We start from the raw sequence: 15768 nt of genomic DNA, 5'->3' as shown, positions 1-15768 counted from the left end.
TCCGTCACGAAGCCGGGCCTTAACCCAAGCTCTCTGTGTTTCCCGAAACCCCAGATCCCCTTGGGGCCACGTTCACTTCAGGCGTTGCGCGTTGCCGAGCTCATGATCGTTTGCCTCAGTATTTCAGACATCTCTTAATGACATCCCATTGTCGGCCCACTTTACAGCGCCGCGCGTCAAACATGACGTGCAAAGGACGCTGTAACGCCTTAAAGCTGCTGCATAATTTTCTCCTTAAATCGATTTCGATTTAAGGAATTATGCAATAGCCCCCGCTTTAGTCCAATGTGAACACCCCTCCCCAAGCCCGGTCCAGCATCTCCAGCGACGCGACCTTCGGCATGTCGTTGAACTCGCAATAGGAGGAGATGAAATCCAGGAGGTATTTGGGATGGTAACAGGACGCCGGCGTATCCCCCTCGTATTTGCGTTCGTAGAACAGGCGCAGATCACTGCTCACCAAGTCTATCGCGGCCTTGCGGGCGTAGGACTCAAAGATACGTAGATATTCATCCCGCGAAGGGTTGTTCACATATATCTTATATTTGAGGCGCCGCAGGCCGGCTTCGTCGGAGAGTTCTCGCGGTGCAATGTTGGTCGAGAAGACGACAAGCTCATCGAACGGCACCTTGAACTTCTTGCCGGTATGCAATGTCAGGAAATCGTAGCCCCGCTCGAGCGGCACGATCCAGCGGTTGATGAGCGCCTGGGGTCGGTCCTGCTGGCGCCCAAAATCGTCGATGATGAAGACTCCGCCTGATGCCTTCAGATGCACCGGGGCTTCGTAGACACGGGATCCTGGGCTATAAGTCAGGTCGAGCAGATCCAGGGTGAGCTCGCCACCGGTTTTGATGACCGGCCGCCGGCACTCCACCCATCGCTGGTCGGCCTTCGGGTGCGGCCTGACCGCCGGTTCACTCACTGGCTGATGCGTCGCCTCGTCATAGAAGCTGATGACATAACCGCCGACCTCGATGGCATAAGGCACCCAGATCGTCTGCACGAAAAGCTCCGAGGTCCGCTCGGCGATGCTTGTCTTACCATTGCCGGGGGGGCCATAGAGCAGGATGGAAAGGCCCGAATTTACGGCCGGCCCAAGCTTCTCGACCAACGCCGGCGACAGCACCAACCCTTCCAGACTCCGGACTAACCGCTCATAGGTGACGCGTTCGTGGTGAATTGACTGCAAGCCGATCTGGCGACAGAAGGCATCGAGAGACACGGGAGCCGGGCCAATGTATTCTGACTGTCGTGCCGCCGCCTGCGCATAGTCCATGCCCTTCATCGAAAGCGCATAGCGGATGTCGGACTTGACGTCCTCCCCCGCAAGCCCCCTCGCCTCGATATATGCGAGCTTCACCAGCTCCTTGATCAGAAGATTGATCACCACCTTCGGCAGCTTCATCCGGGCCGCCAGGTGCGATGGCGTCACGGTATCCCGTTCCGTCGCGCATTTTGCCGCCAGCCGCAACATGAACGACACATCAAGGCCGGTTTCTTCGAGGCTCATCGGCGCCATCGGCATCCGCGGATCGAGTGCGACGGCGAAGTCTTCGCGATCTTGTTCGGGTGAATACTGCATATAGCCCCCTACGTCCTATCCACCAGGCTTCAGGCCGGTGAGAATGCCGACAACACGCATGACGATGGGCACGAGCACGATGATGAGGCTCACGGGAAACAGGAACGCCCCGAGCGGCAGCAGCATCTTGATCGGCAGGGAATTGGCCTTTTCCTCGGCCCGCACGACACGAAGATCGCGCATTTCCTTACTGTAAACGCGCAGCGTCTGCGTGACGCTCGTTCCCAGCTCCTCCGACTGGCGAAACAGCACCGCGAGCGCTCGCGCCTCGTCAATCCTGAGCCGCGTTGCCAGGTTGGCCAGGGCATCACGCAAGCGGCGCCCGCCGCGCACCTCCAGCATCATGATCGAAAGATGCAGGCCGAAATCCTGCCGCTTGTGGACGAATTCTCTCGCGACACGGTTTGCCGCCGCCTCGATGCTCATTCCGGCATCCAGGCAGACGATCAGCATGTCCATGAAATCGGGAAAGAGCCGCCTGTACTCGCGCTCCTTGGCCTGACCGCGCCGATCGATTTGGATGTTGACCAGAACAAAAGTGATGCCGGCGGCAAACATGGCGACGACCACGCCTGCGAGGCGCGACATTTCAGGAATGAAGCGGTCAAGGGCCCAGACGGCTGCAACCAGGACACCAATGCAGATGAGCGCACGGATCAATTGGAACACCGTTACCGCGCCCGCACTGAAATACCCGGCGCGGATCAGCCGGTTCTGTGTCGAGTTGGCATTCCGATCGCGTCGGGTGATCTCGAAATAGCGGCGGATCAATCGGTTTTCGACTTCACCGAAGTCAACAATCGCACCGTCGCCAAGCTGGAGTTCCTCCCCGCCTGCCGTCACCGTCGTTTCCGATATTCGGAGACCGACCTCGCGGCGCCGGAAGACAAATTCGGATGCGGCGCCGGTAAATATCAGCACCGAGAAGAAAACGATGAGATAAATTCCATACTCACCTAGCATGGTGGCCTCAGTACTCGAAGTTAACCATCTTGTAGAGAATGACGTTTCCGACTGCCATGATCGCAAACAGAACCACAACCACGGTCGTGCCGTGGCCGCTATTCCAAACAGGGTCGAAATACGTCGGTGAGAGCGCCTTGATCATTGCGTAAAGAAGAAACGGATAGAGTGACATAAAGATCGCGGTGATCCGTCCCTCCGACGAGATCGCCTTGACTTTGGCCTTCAGCATTGAGCGATCACGCAACGTCTTTGAGAGATTCTGAAGGATCTCGACAAGATTGCCGCCGGTCCCTGCCTGAACGCTCAGCGAGATCGCCAACAGATTGAGGTCTTCCGCACCCACGCGATCGCCAAGGTTGGCGAGTGCATCGTCCAACGTGACCCCGTAGGTCAATTCGTCCGATAGAAGACCGAACTCCGTTCCGACCGGATCAGGCATCTCGCGCGCCACCAGAGCAATCGCGGCCGGCAGTGGATGGCCGGCTGCAAGGCTCCGATTGGCAACATCGAGTGCTTCTGGAAGTTTTTGCGTGAATTTTCGAATACGGCTCGCCCTGGCGCGCCAGACGACAAGCACTGGAATGAGCAGGCAAATCATCAGGAAAACCGGAACCCGGACGATGTTGCTCGGCACCAGAAACTGGACGATCAACCAGATGAAAAGCCCGCCAGCAATTGCATAGAGCACAAATCGCCTTGGGTCGAACTTGATGCCGGACTGCGTGTAGAACTGTCTGATGAACTGCATCAATGGCAGCGAACGCCAATCCTCGTCGGCACCGCGCTCCTTCAGCATATCGCGATAGGTTTTGCGATGGTCATCACTTTCACCAAGCAGGCTCAGGCGATGGTTGACCGCCCGCTGACGCTCCGATTTCGTGAAGTAACTGCGCAGCAAAGCTTCGGCGGAAACCAGCACTGCGATGAACACGGCGGCATAGAGCAGGAGCAGACTCATGGTTCAACGACCCCCGTTTGCAGCGGCTTTCCAGGATCGAAAATCAGCGGGGAGACGGCGATCCCGAGGTCCGCGAACTCTTCGATGAAACGAGGGCGAAGCCCGGTTGCTCGGAATTCCCCCCGAATGCGGCCATCATCCTCTGTGCCGGTCCTCTTGAACCGCATGATCTCCTGCATCTGGACGACCTCGCCCTCCATGCCTGTGATTTCGGAAATCGAGACGACCTTGCGACTACCGTCGCTCAAACGCTGAACCTGCACGATAACCCGTATCGCGGAGGAGATCTGCGAGCGGATACTGAGCTGCGACATCGGCATGCCCGCCATGCCGACCATCTGTTCGAGCCGGCCGACGGCGTCACGCGGCGTGTTGGCGTGAATGGTTGTCATCGATCCCTCGTGACCGGTATTCATCGCCTGCAGCATGTCGAAGGCCTCCTCGCCGCGCACCTCGCCGACGATGATTCGATCGGGACGCATGCGCAGCGCATTCTTCAGCAGCTCGCGCTGCCGAACCTCGTTGCGGCCGTCGAGCGTTGGCGGTCTGGTCTCCAATCGCCCGACATGCGGCTGCTGCAGCTGGAGCTCGGCCGCATCCTCGATTGTGATCAGACGTTCCTTCGGCGAGATCTGCGACGACATGGCGTTAAGCAAGGTCGTCTTGCCCGAGCCGGTGCCACCCGAGATGATCATCGACACCTTGCCTTTGACCGCAGCGCTGAGAAGAATGCGCATCGCATCCGCCATGGCGCCGTATTCGACCAGGCGCTCCAGCGTCAGAGGCGAGCGGGTGAATTTGCGGATCGAAACAAGCGGCCCGTCAACCGAGATCGGCCGGATGGCAACGTTGACGCGCGACCCGTCCTTGAGGCGGGCATCGACCAGCGGTGTCGATTCATCGACGCGACGTCCGACAGCTGAGACGATCTTGTTGATCACCCGCAACAGGTGATCCTCGTCCTTGAAGCGAACCGCCGTGCTTTCGAGCCTGCCCCTTCGTTCGACATAGACACTTTTGTAGCCGTTGATGAGAATATCCGCGATCGTATCATCGGCCAGCAGCGGCTCTATGGGCCCGAGCCCGAGCATCTCGTCGGTGATTTCACGGATCAGATCATTGATTTCCTTGGCGTTGAGCGGAAAGTTGTTGCGGCGGATATAATCCTTGACCAGCGGCCTGATCTCGGCGGCGATCTCTTCGTTGTCGAGTGTGTCGAGAATGCCGAGATTGATGCGGTCCAGCAGGTAACGATGCAGGTTGACCCGCTCGGCGACCATGTCGAGGCCGAGCGAGGCTTCCAGCCCGACCGTTGCGCCAGCTTCGCCAACATGGGGATCAGGCGCCACCTTGTTCGCAGGCACCTCAGCGGAAAGAAGATCAGCGGGCTCCGCAAGTTCCCCATCACCCGTCTGCGTCTGCTTGTAGAAACGTCCGATGAACCCGGTTGCCATTGACCTTCACCCTGTTCGACTATCTTACAATCACTGTCGCTCCGACTTTCACTCGGTCATAAAGATCGATGACGTCGGCATTGCTCATCCGGAAGCATCCCGAAGATGCGAAGTTCCCGACCGTCGACTGGTCGTTCGTTCCGTGAATGCGGTAAAGCGTGTCGGCGGTTCCGCGGTAGAGATAGATGCCGCGCGCACCGAGCGGGTTGAACGGGCCAGCAGGCACCAATTCCGGAAGCTCAGGCGCACGCGCCTTCATCTCGGCCGGCGGCCGCCATTCGGGCCACTCTGCCTTTCGGCCAACCCTGACGACGCCACTCCAACGAAAGCCGTCGCGCCCGACTGCGATCTTGTAACGGATGGCGCGATTGCCGGAGATGATAAGATCGAGCGTCCGATTTTCGCTGACGATGACGATCGTGCCGGCCGGATAGTTTTTCTCGACCGTCACCGTGGCGCTCGTCCTCGGCCCAAGGCTTCGCGGCACGAGCCCGCTCGCCAATCCATCGGTGGCGGCGCTTGCAAGTCCAACCGAGACTGCAAACAGCAGGACCCGCATCACTCGGTCGCAAGCTGAAGCATTGCCGTGTCGCCATCTCGGTCCGTCGCTGCGATGCGCGTACACTCTCATCTGACAAGCGCTCCAAGCTTGTTGACGGCGCCGCAGAAGCGCGAGCGCGAGTTTACCTCGATCGGCAGCACGCCACGGTTCACCGCCTCGCTCATCGTGTCCCAGTCATAGGGAATGATATGCGCATGCGTATCCTTGAAGATTTTGTCCACCTGCTCCCGGCGCACGCCAAGGCTGAAAAACTTCGTCCGATACTTGTTGATGACGATCTGGATCGAGTCCGCGTTGCCGCGCAACCGCACCAGATTGAGAAACAGATCCTTGGCCTGATGGAGGGCGGGGATCGTCATCTCCGTGACGACGCAGATGCTGTTGACCGATCCGAGCACAGCATCCTTCCATGGGGTGTTGTAGTAGGGAATGTCGATGACCGTGTGGTCGCTCTCGAAGGCTGCGACATCCAGCATGCGCAACACCAGTTCGGCGCCCTTAGGTGCCAGAAGGACCGACGGTTGTTTGAAGGACAGCAGGGAAAAGCCGCTCGAATGGCGTTTGCGCACGAGATCGATGAATTCGAGGTCGACACGCGACGGATTGGCCATGACCGGCTTCAGATCGTAGTCGTTGACAAGGTTGAGATAGTAGCCGAGCGAGCCGCAAGAAAAATCCAGGTCGAACAGATCGACGCGCGGCGCCGAGTTTTTCGTCGACTGGGCCAGCACATGGGCGAGTGACGAGGAGATCACACTGGCGCCGGCGCCGCCAACGGCCGAGACGACGGCATGAACCCGGCTATCGCTGGCGCCCGCACCCGGCGCGTGCGTGGAGATCATGTCGATCAGTGAGCGCCGCTCGAGCGGCTTCTTCAGCCAATCGTCGCCATTCAGCCGGAAGAGCGGCCGTAGCATTTCCTCCGGCAGATCTTCCGAAACGATCACGAGCGGAATGTTGCGGTGGCTGGTGCGGAACGCAAAGAGGCCGGGGCGGTTCAGCGTCTCGCCATTGTCGACATCCAGCACGATCAGGTTGAACTGCGTCGGATCGAACCGCCCCGCATCCGCAAGTGCTGTCAGCGCCATGTGGCGCACTTCGTAGCGCGACAGCGAACCGAACGTGTCGAGCATAAAGCTCGCAGCCGCAGCGTCGTCGGAAAGGACAAGGATCTTTGTGGATGCTGCGAAGTTCATATGAGCTGTCATCTCACTATTCCACGCTGTATTTTAGGGAGCCGGGCAGGTTGAACATGTCCGGAGGTCTTCCGAAGTAATCGTCACCGGATGGGCGGGAATGGTGATGTCATTGAGCCCAAGCAGCGCACCGAGGATGGGCAGGTCGAAGGTGATGTTCTGGCTTGCAAGGCGGATCGTGACCACCGCACCGTCTGGGCGGCCCCAGTAGCCGAGCCCCGAACGCTCATAAGTGACGACCACGTTATTCTTTCGGATCCGCGGATTGATGTGGCACATCCCGGGACGTGCCCCGAGCGCCAGGTCCGGGCAACTCTCCGCCGCGGCGGAACCGTAAACGATACGGTTCAATTGACTGTTGCAGTTGACGCCCTCGCAGGTCCATATGCGCGGAAGGCCCGCTGGAGCGGGTCGGACGCCTGTTCCGACGACCAGGGGATCCGTGGACTCAACAGCCGTAACCGGGTTGAAATTGGAATTGACGGGATCAGAGACTGCCGCCACGCGCGCCCCGTATTGCAGTGCCTTGACCGTCTGGTTCCACTGATGCATGGCATAGCCGAACTCGACGAAGGCAGCGAAGATCAGCATGACGAGCGGAAAAGTAATCAGCCCTTCGGCGAGGCTGACGCCGCGGGTATCCTGCCAGAAGGTGCCGACTGTGCGGAGGGTCACCATCCAATATACCTCTCTTCATGGGAGGAGTTGATGGTGATGGTGTCGATGCCGAGCCAGCCGAACAGAGGCGAAGTCTGGTAGAGATGCGACGTTTCGACGGTGATCGTGCCGTTGGTGCTGATCGGCGAAATATCGAGTGCCGCCGTACCCGGGCCCCAGCCTGGAACGCGCAAGGGTGTTCCCGTGGGCGGAATGGGGCTACCATAAAAAGCAATCTTCCTTGCAATATCTTCAGTGCAGTAAGAGGTGTATGTTGGAGATTGTCGGCAGCGCGACCAATAGCGCCCGGCGTCTCTGAGCCCCGCGTCGATCTGCATCCGTTCCCAAAAGATGTTGCCGAATTCGAGTATGCCCGCCGCAAACAGCGTCACGAAGGGCACCACCACCAGCGCCTCGGCAAGCACAGCGCCCTCCTCCCTCCGCCAGAAGCCGAGACAGAGCCGATGCCGGATCAGGTGTCGGAGCGCCATCATCGGACCAACTCAGCTTCTTCGCGCAGGAACTCATCGAGCGTGCCGCGTCCGCCCTTTCCGGTGATATCGACCATTTCGAGGGTCATATGGCTGTCGCTGCCGTTGGTCACCACAGGCTTCGTGAGAAACATCCGCGCGAAGGCAACCGCCTCCACGCCAGGAGTGCGCCCTTTGAGCTCCTGATCTGCACAGTTAACGATCGCAGCGAAGATCTCGCGGCGGTTGCCATACGTGCTATCGGGATAGTCGGCGAGATTGTAGCCCTTGTGGCATTGGGGAGAACCCTTTTCGCCGTTTGGCGCCTTGTCCGCCAGAAGGGTCGGGTTGCCGATTTCATAGTTGTAGACATCATAGGCCGATGGCTGTGTGCCGGAAGGGGTAATTCCTCCGGGATAGCTCGACGAATATCCAGTGATGGCAGCAATCGGCGCAAGCGGCGGAGTATAATTTGGATTGGACTTCAGTGGGCTCGGATCCTTGCCCGAGTGCGAGATGTCCCAATAAAGATTTAAGTTCCAATTATTGCTCTTACTAATCTTGCCGCCGCCGCCCGGAATAACCTCCATATCCGTGCCATAGCCGAGCGGCACGGCATCGTAGGCGTTGGCCGCCTGCTCATACGTGCTGCAAGCTTTATTGCCCTGCGTTTGGGCCATTCGTACGTTTGGTGCCGGGCGATAACGCCACTTGTCGTCTACGTTCTTGTAGTCGGCGCCATAGAGACCGAAACGGGTGTTCGTTCCATGCTCGACCTTCCCTCTCATCTCGCCCGGTTCGGTCGTTAAATCATCCTGCTTGTAACATACTCCCGGTTTGCCGAGGGCAAGCGCGTCGGCGAGCGCGTCGGCCCCCTTGCCGAGGGTTTCCAGAAAACCGAAGTTTCCCGGTCCAGATGTTGCGGTGACACTATTGTTGTTGTGCAGTTCGATCTGCCGGCCGTAGAGGTTGCCGGAGGCAAAATTAGTATGCAGCGCATCGGCCGCCGCCTCGGCATTTCCGCCGCCCGGATTCTCATACGGATTGCAGATATAGATCGGCGTCACGTCGCAGGCGCTCGCCCGGTAGACTGCCACCGCCTCGGCGGAGACGCTGATCGTATCCCTGCTGAAACCCACCGGCAGAGGGAAGATCGTTTGCATCTTTACGCGCTCATCCGGGACGAAGACCCAGGCATAGGACGCCTCGTTTGAATTCTCCGTCTCCATCGATCCGGTGATGGGATCGTCATCGTTGGCGGGAATTTTCTTGAGAAATCGGACGTTGACCGTGCCCTTTGCTGGGTTCCCGGCATCGAAAGACACGGGGTCGTATGAGCCGAGCGACATGCTGGTTCCGCCGCCGGCAAAGGCCGCGCTGTTGGTGAGCTTCTTGATCGCCGTTTCGGCCCGCTCGATCGCGTCGTCGCGGCCGTCAAGCTCGCGGGCGCCTGCAAGCGCCATGGCGTCAACAGCGTTCTGAAGGTCGGTATGAAGATTGCTGCTGCGCCCGACATCGATGACCAGCAGGGAGAAGCCGAGCAGCAGCGGCATGGCAACGAGCGTCAAAGCAATGACGTAGCCGCGATGATCGTTCCAGAACCGTCTTATAGCCCTGTTCAACATTGGCATGCCCCTCCATCGCGGCGGCGTTGCCGTCGTGACGCGCTGTTTCTACTGCAGTCCTTTCCGGCGCTGCCGCCGTTTCTTAAACGCTGCCTTCTAACGTCACTGCCCGGACATCGCTCCGTTGGACGACTGCGCAGGCGCGGGCAAGACCATCGCCGATGGCCCTCCACCATTCTGATAGCTGCTGACAGCCCTATGGATCACCTTGCCGTCGGCGGCGATGTGGGTGTTCTGTGCCGCCCGCGGGAAGGGATCCTGCGTGTGGATGCCTTTGTTCGCTTCCACCGCGTTTCCCAGCCCGAAGGTGATCGTGTCCCTGTGGTTCATGTAGTCGGCGCAGCCGGTGACAAGGCTCGCAACAGCAACGACCAGCAGTGCGCGCCTACTTCTTCGCAACAGCAAGTTCGCCTCCCACATCGAGATCGAGACGGTGGCCATAGGGACCTGTCACGCCTTCGCCATCGCGGAAGCGGCGCAGCATGTCCTTGTCGACCTCCAGGATGCCAAGCGCAAACAGCTCGACATCATTCGACGAGCGCGTCTGGTCAAGCGGAGTGTAAAGGTCCTCGCCGGGTGCTGCCGGTCGCACGATACGCGGCGTGACGACGATGACGAGATCGGATTCCTTTTTCAGAAAGCTGGTCGAGCGGAACAGCGCGCCAATCACGGGAAGTTTCCCCAATCCCGGCAATTGCTGGATGTCCTTGGCGTTGGTCGACTGCAGGAGACCGGCCATTGCGAAGCTCTGGCCGTCGCGCAGCGCCACCGTGGTCTTGGCCGCACGCGAGATGAAGCCGGGATTGCCGTTGACGTTGATCGATGTGTCGAGCTCGGAAACTTCCGGCTCGACCTTCAAGCTGATCAGTCCGCCGTCGAGCACCACCGGCGTGAAGGACAGCCGCACGCCGAACGGCCTGTAGTCGGTCTGGGTCGCAACCGTCGCACCGTTGGCCACAGTTGTCAGGATCGGCACTTCACCGCCAGCGTGGAAATTTGCGGTCTCACCGCTCATCGCAATCAGGTTCGGCTGCGCCAGGCGGCGCACCAGCCCCTTTTGTTCAAGAGCGTTGATGACGACATCGATTTGGCCGCCGGAAATTTCCAGCACCTTGGCGATCAATTGGCCGAAAGGCTGCATGCCGGTTGCCGCGCCGGCCGCATCCCCCAGCGTACGGACGAGTGCGCCGTCTTCCACGCCGATACCCTGGCTCGTCGTTGCCTTGCCGATGCCGTTCGTGCCTCGCCCCGACCAGCCGATGCCGAGGTCCCGGCCGGTCTGGCGCGACGCTTCGATCACCCGGACCTCAAGCATCACCTGCTGGGAATCGTTGACGCGCAACTGGTTGAGGACCGGCTGATCGGAATAGGACTGGGCAATTTCCAGCACCCGCTGCAATTCAGTGGCGTCGCGGACAATGCCAGTCAGGCGGATGCGGTCATTCGAGTTGATCACCCGAACCTGCGACCCCGGCGAGGCGGAGCGGATGGCTGAGGCGACTTCGCTGAAATCGCTGGCGATGCGGATATCGATGACACCGACAAGCTTCTTGTCGTCGTCATAGACCGAGATGTTGGTGGCCCCGATCTTCTTGCCGCGAATGAACAGCGACCTGTCGGAAAGCGGCACCACATCGATCAGCTCGGCGCTGCCTATGACGAGGTCCCCGAACGGCTTGGCGGTTCTGATCGTCATCGTCTCATTCGGCGGGAGGTTCACCTGCTGAACGGCCCCCCCGAGGTTGACGAATTTTTCCTGTGCATCGGCACGTCCGGCCAGGCCGGGGCCCCAGAGGCCATAGGCCGAAACTACGGCAACTGTCGCCGCGAGGGCTTTGGCACGTGCCGCCCCCTTCAAGCTTCCCCTCAACATTCCAGCCTTAGCCCCCTCTCGTCGAAGCCCGGCCTGCCCCCCTCAGAGCAGGCCGTATTTCATCTCACTGGATCAGACCCACCCGGTGTTCTTCACGTTTGGTCGTGTTCCAGACGCCGACCGTCGCCCACTTGGGTTCCATCGGCAAGGTGGGTTCGACCTGACGCTCTACGATTTGCACCTGTTTTTCACGCAGCGGCGTATTCATCCTGCTTTCGACCGAATTCAGTCGGCCTCCGAGGTCGTCCCCGACCTTCCGCACCAGGCGCTCGATCACATCGAAGCGCCCGTCGTCAGACTTTTGCGCGATGTCCTTGCCAAGTTCGACTGCCATCGGACCTCCGCCAAGATCCGCCACGGTGACCGGCCGCGTCTGCTCGACGTCGGCGGAAGCGATATTGCGTAAGGCCAGCGACAACGTGCCGATATTGGCGCCGAGCGTCAGGCGCTGCGCCTCGTCGGTCGTCACCTCGAAAGTCACGGTCTTGACGACCGAGGGTTCGTCCTTGCGCTCATCGGCCGTCTGGTCCACCGCCAGAACTTTCACACCCTGGAGCAGAACATCGACAGAGGTCTGTTCGCTGCCATTCCTCTGGTTCCGCGCAAGCCGGGTCAGAAGGACGTCGACGCGATCCGAGGGACGCACGAAGCCCGCAACGCCGAGAACGTCGTTGACGCGGATGGAAACGGCCTTCATTCCCTGGTCGAGCGCCGCCGACAACGTGGCCCGCTCACCGGCACCGGTAATCTTCGAGGAGAGCACCGGCTCACCGGGATCGATCGCCTCCATGGCATAGCGCGGCTCGTCATTGTTTCCGATCACCGCCTCGATCGCCTGGAACGAACCCTCGGGCCGCTCCTCGGACGGCCAGGGAATGGCCTTGAGATTTTCGGGGCGTACCCGATCGCCGAAGCGCATGGCCTTGGCGGCAACGACAAGCGTTTTTTCCTGGGATTTCTTGGCGCCGGCGGCCGCAAGCCGCGCCTGCTGGTCGGCAAGATAGGTGCGCGTGGCAAAAACCGCAGCGAGTCCAAGCATAAGAGCAATAACTAGACTGATGATCGTCGATGTACGCATCGTCGGCACTCGCACATAGGACAAAAATACTTCAAAAACTCTTCTCTAAATTAGCGGAGAGGAGTTAATAAACTCCCCTCCTTTTGATTCGCCTTGCAAATAGATCAGCCGCCGGTGGTGCCGCCAGTGCCGCCAGTGCCGCCAGTGCCGGTGCCTGCCGGAGCGCCGAAATCTTGCGTTGTAAACCAACCGGCCCACTCGGACCAATCAGAGTTAAGTTCGCCGCCGATTGTAAGGACTGACGCCACGACACCGCCGACAAGCAGGCCGAGCAGGATCAGATATTCGGTCAGCGCCACGCCGTCTTCTTCCCGCGCGAAAGCGCGTACTTTAGACAAAAGTGCTTTCATCGAGAATTACCTCCAGATTGTTTTCTGCGTGCCGCTTGTTCCCCGGCTCGCCCCCGTCATTGAGACCACCTCTCCGACTGCCATGATTAATAATCTCTTAATTATTATATCGTCAACTTCTAATGCTGAGTCATATCGGACATCTATATTTTATGGTTAAAATCGGAACTTGGAAGAAACTGAATTGACGGGGATATACGCTACCGAAATACGACAGGCGGTAATATTTATTGACGGCGACCTAACCCAAAAGGATTAGAGATAACTTGGAATTAGTCGAGAGTTGCTGAAATTACGACCACATGGCACGAAAGGGGGCAAAACATGACATCGATAATCGACATTATTACTATGATCTCGGTACCGCTTTTTCTCTATGCCGCCTGGAGTGATTTTCGCAGCTGGAAGATACCGAATACCGCCATCCTCGCGCTTCTCGCCCTTTATTTCCTGCGCGCCTTGGCGGAATTGCTGACGAGCGGGGACGTCGGCGCGACGCTCTTTTCCTCCACCGGGATCGGCGGCGATCTCGCGGCCGGCCTGCTGCTTTTCGCCCTCGGCGTCTGCCTCTGGGCCCTCGGCATGTTCGGCGCCGGCGATGCCAAGCTCTTCCTGCCGATCGGCCTTTTCATCGGCTGGCACGGCATGCTCCCCTTCGCCGCCTTCCTGCTGATCGGCGGTATTGTGACATTGCTGGCGCTCAAATGGCCGATGCCGCTGCAACTGGCGCATTTTTCGGTTTTTGTGCGCATCGAGGAAATCCGCGCCACGCGCAAGATCCCCTATGGTGTCATCATGGCCCTGGCGGCACTGGCCACGATGGCCGTGTCCTACGCCAAGTCCTGACATTCCGCAGCGATGCGGTCGATTGCGCTACGGCGCCGCCATGATGCTCAAACCTCGTGAACGACCGCATCGTCATCAATTTGGTCATCAGCCCGGCATGGTCAACGGCAACGCGTCTTATCAGACGCGCCAAGGTCGCTGTAGCACTTTGAATTGCTGCATGTTTTTGTCCTTAAAGCGGATAGGATTTAAGGAAACATGCAGTAGCAAACCGCGCGTGACATGAGCGAGGAAGCGGCGAATGGGTCGCATGTGACGGCTTGAAATCGCCTTCCGTAGGCCTACCTACCATTGCATTGCCTACCTTGAAGGAGCGCAGCCATGGAACTCACCGTGGTGCCAATCGTCAAGCCGGACGCCACCAACTTCATTTTTGGCCAGTCGCATTTCATCAAGACCGTGGAGGACCTCCACGAAGCGCTGGTGGGCGCGGTTCCTGGCATCCGCTTCGGGCTGGCCTTCTGCGAGGCCTCCGGTAAGCGGCTGGTGCGCTGGTCGGGCAATGACGAAGCGGTGCTCGCCCTCGCACGTGACAACGCATTGGCCATTGGCGCCGGCCACACTTTCCTGATCTTCCTGGGCGACGGATTCTTTCCCGTCAACGTGCTGGCTGCGGTGCGCGCGGTGCCGGAGGTCTGCCGCATCTACTGCGCAACGGCCAACCCGACACAGGTGATCGTCGCGCAAACTGAGCTGGGCCGTGGCGTACTCGGCGTGGTGGATGGCGCCTCACCGCTGGGTGTCGAAACCGACGCAGACATTGCGTGGCGGAAAGACCTGCTGCGAAAGATCGGCTACAAACTGTAGTGGCTGGATGAAGCCGAAGTCGACGGCCCTCCAGAGAGATTTTCGAGCGAACCCACTCTGCCACGGTGCAGGCCGCTATCCACTCCCCATGGGATCTTGCTGGAGCGAAACGGGCGACAGAAGCCCTGCCATACTGCCAGAAACCCGGGAGCTGGGAGGCGCCGACGGCAGCGTCGTTGAGTGCCGGGTCAGCTCCCTGCTCGCCAAGCTCAAGGCGGCTTTCGCGGCCCGCGCCTTCGGCAACCGGTCGCGCGATGCTTCCCATATGGGCCCGCTCGCCAACGAGGCCTCAAGGCAGCGTATCCACGCCATGGTGGAGCGCGCCCGCGCCGAGGGCGCCATCGTCGAAGCGGGCGGCTTCCTGCCGGAAGGCGAAGGCTATTTCTATCCACCGACCCTGCTGTCCGGCTGCCGCCGGGATATGGAGATCGTGCGCGAAGAGGTCTTCGGCCCCGTGCTTGCCGTCCTGCGCTATTCGGATTTCGAGCAGGCGCTGGCGCTCGCGAGCGACCACCAGTTCGGCTTGAGTTCGGTGCTCTTCACCGAGCACTACCGCAAGGCCATGCGTGCCGCCGCGACCATCGAAGCGGGCGAACTCTATATCAACCGCTTCCCGGCCGATCCCTACCAGGGCTTCCATTCCGGCTGGAAGAAGTCCGGCCTCGGCGGCGACGACGGCAAGCACGGCATGCTGGAATTCACCCAGACCCGGCTCGTCATCCTGAAACACTGATCCGACGACACATGACCGGCCGGACCTTCTGAAAACCGGCCGGGGGAGGAAAACCGTGAGCACAACCCTCGAATCCGCAGCCACGACGGCAGCGGGCGCGCGCGGGCGCTATCTGCAACTGACCCTGATCGCGATTGCCGCCGGCGCGATCTACCCGATCCTCTATCTTCGCCAGTCCTACCAGACCACGATGCTGGAGGTGCTGCACCTGACGAATATCGACCTCGGCGTCCTCTATTCGATCCTCGGCACCGCCTTCCTCGTCTGCTACCTGCCGAGCGGTTGGCTGGCCGACCGCGTGCAGCCGCGCCTGCTCATCCTCTTCTCAATGGTCGGCACCGGGCTTCTTGGCCCGTGGTACGCGACGCTGCCGGGCTACCACGCCCTGCTCGCCATCTATTGTGGCTTCGGCGTCACCACCGGCCTCACCTTCTGGGCCGCAACGCTGAAACAGGTCAACCTCATCGCCTTGATGTTCGACGGCACCTGCCGGCGGTCGGGCAGAACATGCAGGATCATCTTTGCGCGAGCTACTATTACCGCGCGACGATCCCGACCCTCAACGGCGAATTCGGCAGTCTCTTCGGCCAGGCCAAGCTCGGCCTCCAGTA

Annotated in this window: 16 protein-coding genes and 1 pseudogene; 4 read left to right on the top strand and 13 right to left on the bottom strand. The window is 59.9% G+C overall.

The genetic code is table 11. The annotated features are described in order from the left end of the window. Nucleotides 1–277: 277 nt before the first annotated feature. From BC363_RS10050 to BC363_RS09990, 13 genes are all read right to left on the bottom strand, one after another. Entirely contained in the window at nt 278–1582 is a 1305-nt protein-coding gene (locus tag BC363_RS10050; RefSeq protein WP_065784754.1) for an AAA family ATPase, read from the bottom strand. A 15-nt stretch (nt 1583–1597) separates the two neighbouring features. After that, complete coding sequence (locus BC363_RS10045; protein ID WP_065784753.1) at nt 1598–2545, bottom strand: type II secretion system F family protein; 948 nt, start codon at nt 2543–2545, stop codon at nt 1598–1600. 7 nt (nt 2546–2552) lie between these two features. Continuing rightward, nucleotides 2553–3506, bottom strand: coding sequence for a type II secretion system F family protein (locus BC363_RS10040; RefSeq protein WP_065784752.1), 954 nt, complete (start codon nt 3504–3506; stop codon nt 2553–2555). Then, nucleotides 3503–4960 (bottom strand): CpaF family protein, encoded by a 1458-nt coding sequence (locus tag BC363_RS10035; RefSeq protein WP_065784751.1) that lies wholly within the window; start codon nt 4958–4960, stop codon nt 3503–3505. The genes BC363_RS10040 and BC363_RS10035 overlap by 4 nt, the downstream gene beginning before the upstream one ends. Nucleotides 4961–4979: 19 nt before the next feature. After that, nucleotides 4980–5519, bottom strand: coding sequence for a L,D-transpeptidase (locus BC363_RS10030; RefSeq protein WP_065784750.1), 540 nt, complete (start codon nt 5517–5519; stop codon nt 4980–4982). A 68-nt stretch (nt 5520–5587) separates the two neighbouring features. Next, nucleotides 5588–6730, bottom strand: coding sequence for a pilus assembly protein (locus BC363_RS10025; protein WP_065784749.1), 1143 nt, complete (start codon nt 6728–6730; stop codon nt 5588–5590). A gap of 21 nt (nt 6731–6751) precedes the next feature. Then, nucleotides 6752–7396 (bottom strand): TadE/TadG family type IV pilus assembly protein, encoded by a 645-nt coding sequence (locus BC363_RS10020; RefSeq protein ID WP_065784748.1) that lies wholly within the window; start codon nt 7394–7396, stop codon nt 6752–6754. Next, a complete protein-coding gene (locus tag BC363_RS10015; RefSeq protein ID WP_065784747.1) occupies nt 7390–7869 on the bottom strand; it encodes a TadE/TadG family type IV pilus assembly protein in 480 nt (159 codons plus the stop codon). Before BC363_RS10015 ends, BC363_RS10020 begins: the two co-directional genes overlap by 7 nt. After that, nucleotides 7866–9470: a TadE/TadG family type IV pilus assembly protein gene (locus tag BC363_RS10010; protein WP_065784746.1), complete on the bottom strand. Its 1605-nt coding sequence runs from the start codon at nt 9468–9470 to the stop codon at nt 7866–7868. The genes BC363_RS10015 and BC363_RS10010 overlap by 4 nt, the downstream gene beginning before the upstream one ends. A 102-nt stretch (nt 9471–9572) precedes the next feature. Next, nucleotides 9573–9875: a hypothetical protein gene (locus BC363_RS10005; RefSeq protein ID WP_244519834.1), complete on the bottom strand. Its 303-nt coding sequence runs from the start codon at nt 9873–9875 to the stop codon at nt 9573–9575. Beyond that, nucleotides 9856–11343, bottom strand: coding sequence for a type II and III secretion system protein family protein (locus BC363_RS10000; RefSeq protein WP_065784745.1), 1488 nt, complete (start codon nt 11341–11343; stop codon nt 9856–9858). The genes BC363_RS10005 and BC363_RS10000 overlap by 20 nt, the downstream gene beginning before the upstream one ends. A gap of 64 nt (nt 11344–11407) precedes the next feature. Continuing rightward, nucleotides 11408–12421 (bottom strand): Flp pilus assembly protein CpaB, encoded by a 1014-nt coding sequence (cpaB, locus tag BC363_RS09995; RefSeq protein ID WP_065784744.1) that lies wholly within the window; start codon nt 12419–12421, stop codon nt 11408–11410. Nucleotides 12422–12525: 104 nt separating this feature from the next. Continuing rightward, nucleotides 12526–12771: a hypothetical protein gene (locus BC363_RS09990; RefSeq protein WP_065784743.1), complete on the bottom strand. Its 246-nt coding sequence runs from the start codon at nt 12769–12771 to the stop codon at nt 12526–12528. A 324-nt stretch (nt 12772–13095) separates the two neighbouring features. Between BC363_RS09990 and BC363_RS09985 the strand changes: the two genes are divergently transcribed. From BC363_RS09985 to BC363_RS09970, 4 genes and pseudogenes are all read left to right on the top strand, one after another. Then, complete coding sequence (locus tag BC363_RS09985) at nt 13096–13617, top strand: prepilin peptidase (protein ID WP_065784742.1); 522 nt, start codon at nt 13096–13098, stop codon at nt 13615–13617. Between the two features lie 321 nt (nt 13618–13938). Beyond that, nucleotides 13939–14424: an adenosine-specific kinase gene (locus tag BC363_RS09980; RefSeq protein WP_053251050.1), complete on the top strand. Its 486-nt coding sequence runs from the start codon at nt 13939–13941 to the stop codon at nt 14422–14424. An 88-nt stretch (nt 14425–14512) separates the two neighbouring features. After that, a complete protein-coding gene (locus BC363_RS09975; protein WP_244519833.1) occupies nt 14513–15157 on the top strand; it encodes an aldehyde dehydrogenase family protein in 645 nt (214 codons plus the stop codon). Between the two features lie 55 nt (nt 15158–15212). After that, nucleotides 15213–15768 (top strand): annotated as a pseudogene (locus BC363_RS09970) (hypothetical protein); the annotation flags it as partial.

Origin of the sequence: Ensifer sp. LC384 (assembly GCF_001695865.1) — a bacterium.
Taxonomy (GTDB): Bacteria; Pseudomonadota; Alphaproteobacteria; order Rhizobiales; family Rhizobiaceae; genus Ensifer.
The sequence above is the reverse complement of the archived record's forward strand: the minus strand, read 5'-3'. Positions and strand labels throughout refer to the sequence as shown.

Excerpts from the sequence above, each read along its gene's own strand:
- BC363_RS10050 (WP_065784754.1), bottom strand. The coding sequence starts at position 1,582 with ATGCAGTATTCACCCGAACAAGATCGCGAAGACTTCGCCGTCGCACTC.
- BC363_RS10045 (WP_065784753.1), bottom strand. The coding sequence starts at position 2,545 with ATGCTAGGTGAGTATGGAATTTATCTCATCGTTTTCTTCTCGGTGCTG.
- BC363_RS10040 (WP_065784752.1), bottom strand. The coding sequence starts at position 3,506 with ATGAGTCTGCTCCTGCTCTATGCCGCCGTGTTCATCGCAGTGCTGGTT.
- BC363_RS10035 (WP_065784751.1), bottom strand. The coding sequence starts at position 4,960 with ATGGCAACCGGGTTCATCGGACGTTTCTACAAGCAGACGCAGACGGGT.
- BC363_RS10030 (WP_065784750.1), bottom strand. The coding sequence starts at position 5,519 with ATGCGGGTCCTGCTGTTTGCAGTCTCGGTTGGACTTGCAAGCGCCGCC.
- BC363_RS10025 (WP_065784749.1), bottom strand. The coding sequence starts at position 6,730 with ATGACAGCTCATATGAACTTCGCAGCATCCACAAAGATCCTTGTCCTT.
- BC363_RS10020 (WP_065784748.1), bottom strand. The coding sequence starts at position 7,396 with ATGGTGACCCTCCGCACAGTCGGCACCTTCTGGCAGGATACCCGCGGC.
- BC363_RS10015 (WP_065784747.1), bottom strand. The coding sequence starts at position 7,869 with ATGATGGCGCTCCGACACCTGATCCGGCATCGGCTCTGTCTCGGCTTC.
- BC363_RS10010 (WP_065784746.1), bottom strand. The coding sequence starts at position 9,470 with ATGTTGAACAGGGCTATAAGACGGTTCTGGAACGATCATCGCGGCTAC.
- BC363_RS10000 (WP_065784745.1), bottom strand. The coding sequence starts at position 11,343 with ATGTTGAGGGGAAGCTTGAAGGGGGCGGCACGTGCCAAAGCCCTCGCG.
- cpaB (WP_065784744.1), bottom strand. The coding sequence starts at position 12,421 with ATGCGTACATCGACGATCATCAGTCTAGTTATTGCTCTTATGCTTGGA.
- BC363_RS09990 (WP_065784743.1), bottom strand. The coding sequence starts at position 12,771 with ATGAAAGCACTTTTGTCTAAAGTACGCGCTTTCGCGCGGGAAGAAGAC.
- BC363_RS09985 (WP_065784742.1), top strand. The coding sequence starts at position 13,096 with ATGACATCGATAATCGACATTATTACTATGATCTCGGTACCGCTTTTT.
- BC363_RS09980 (WP_053251050.1), top strand. The coding sequence starts at position 13,939 with ATGGAACTCACCGTGGTGCCAATCGTCAAGCCGGACGCCACCAACTTC.
- BC363_RS09975 (WP_244519833.1), top strand. The coding sequence starts at position 14,513 with ATGGGATCTTGCTGGAGCGAAACGGGCGACAGAAGCCCTGCCATACTG.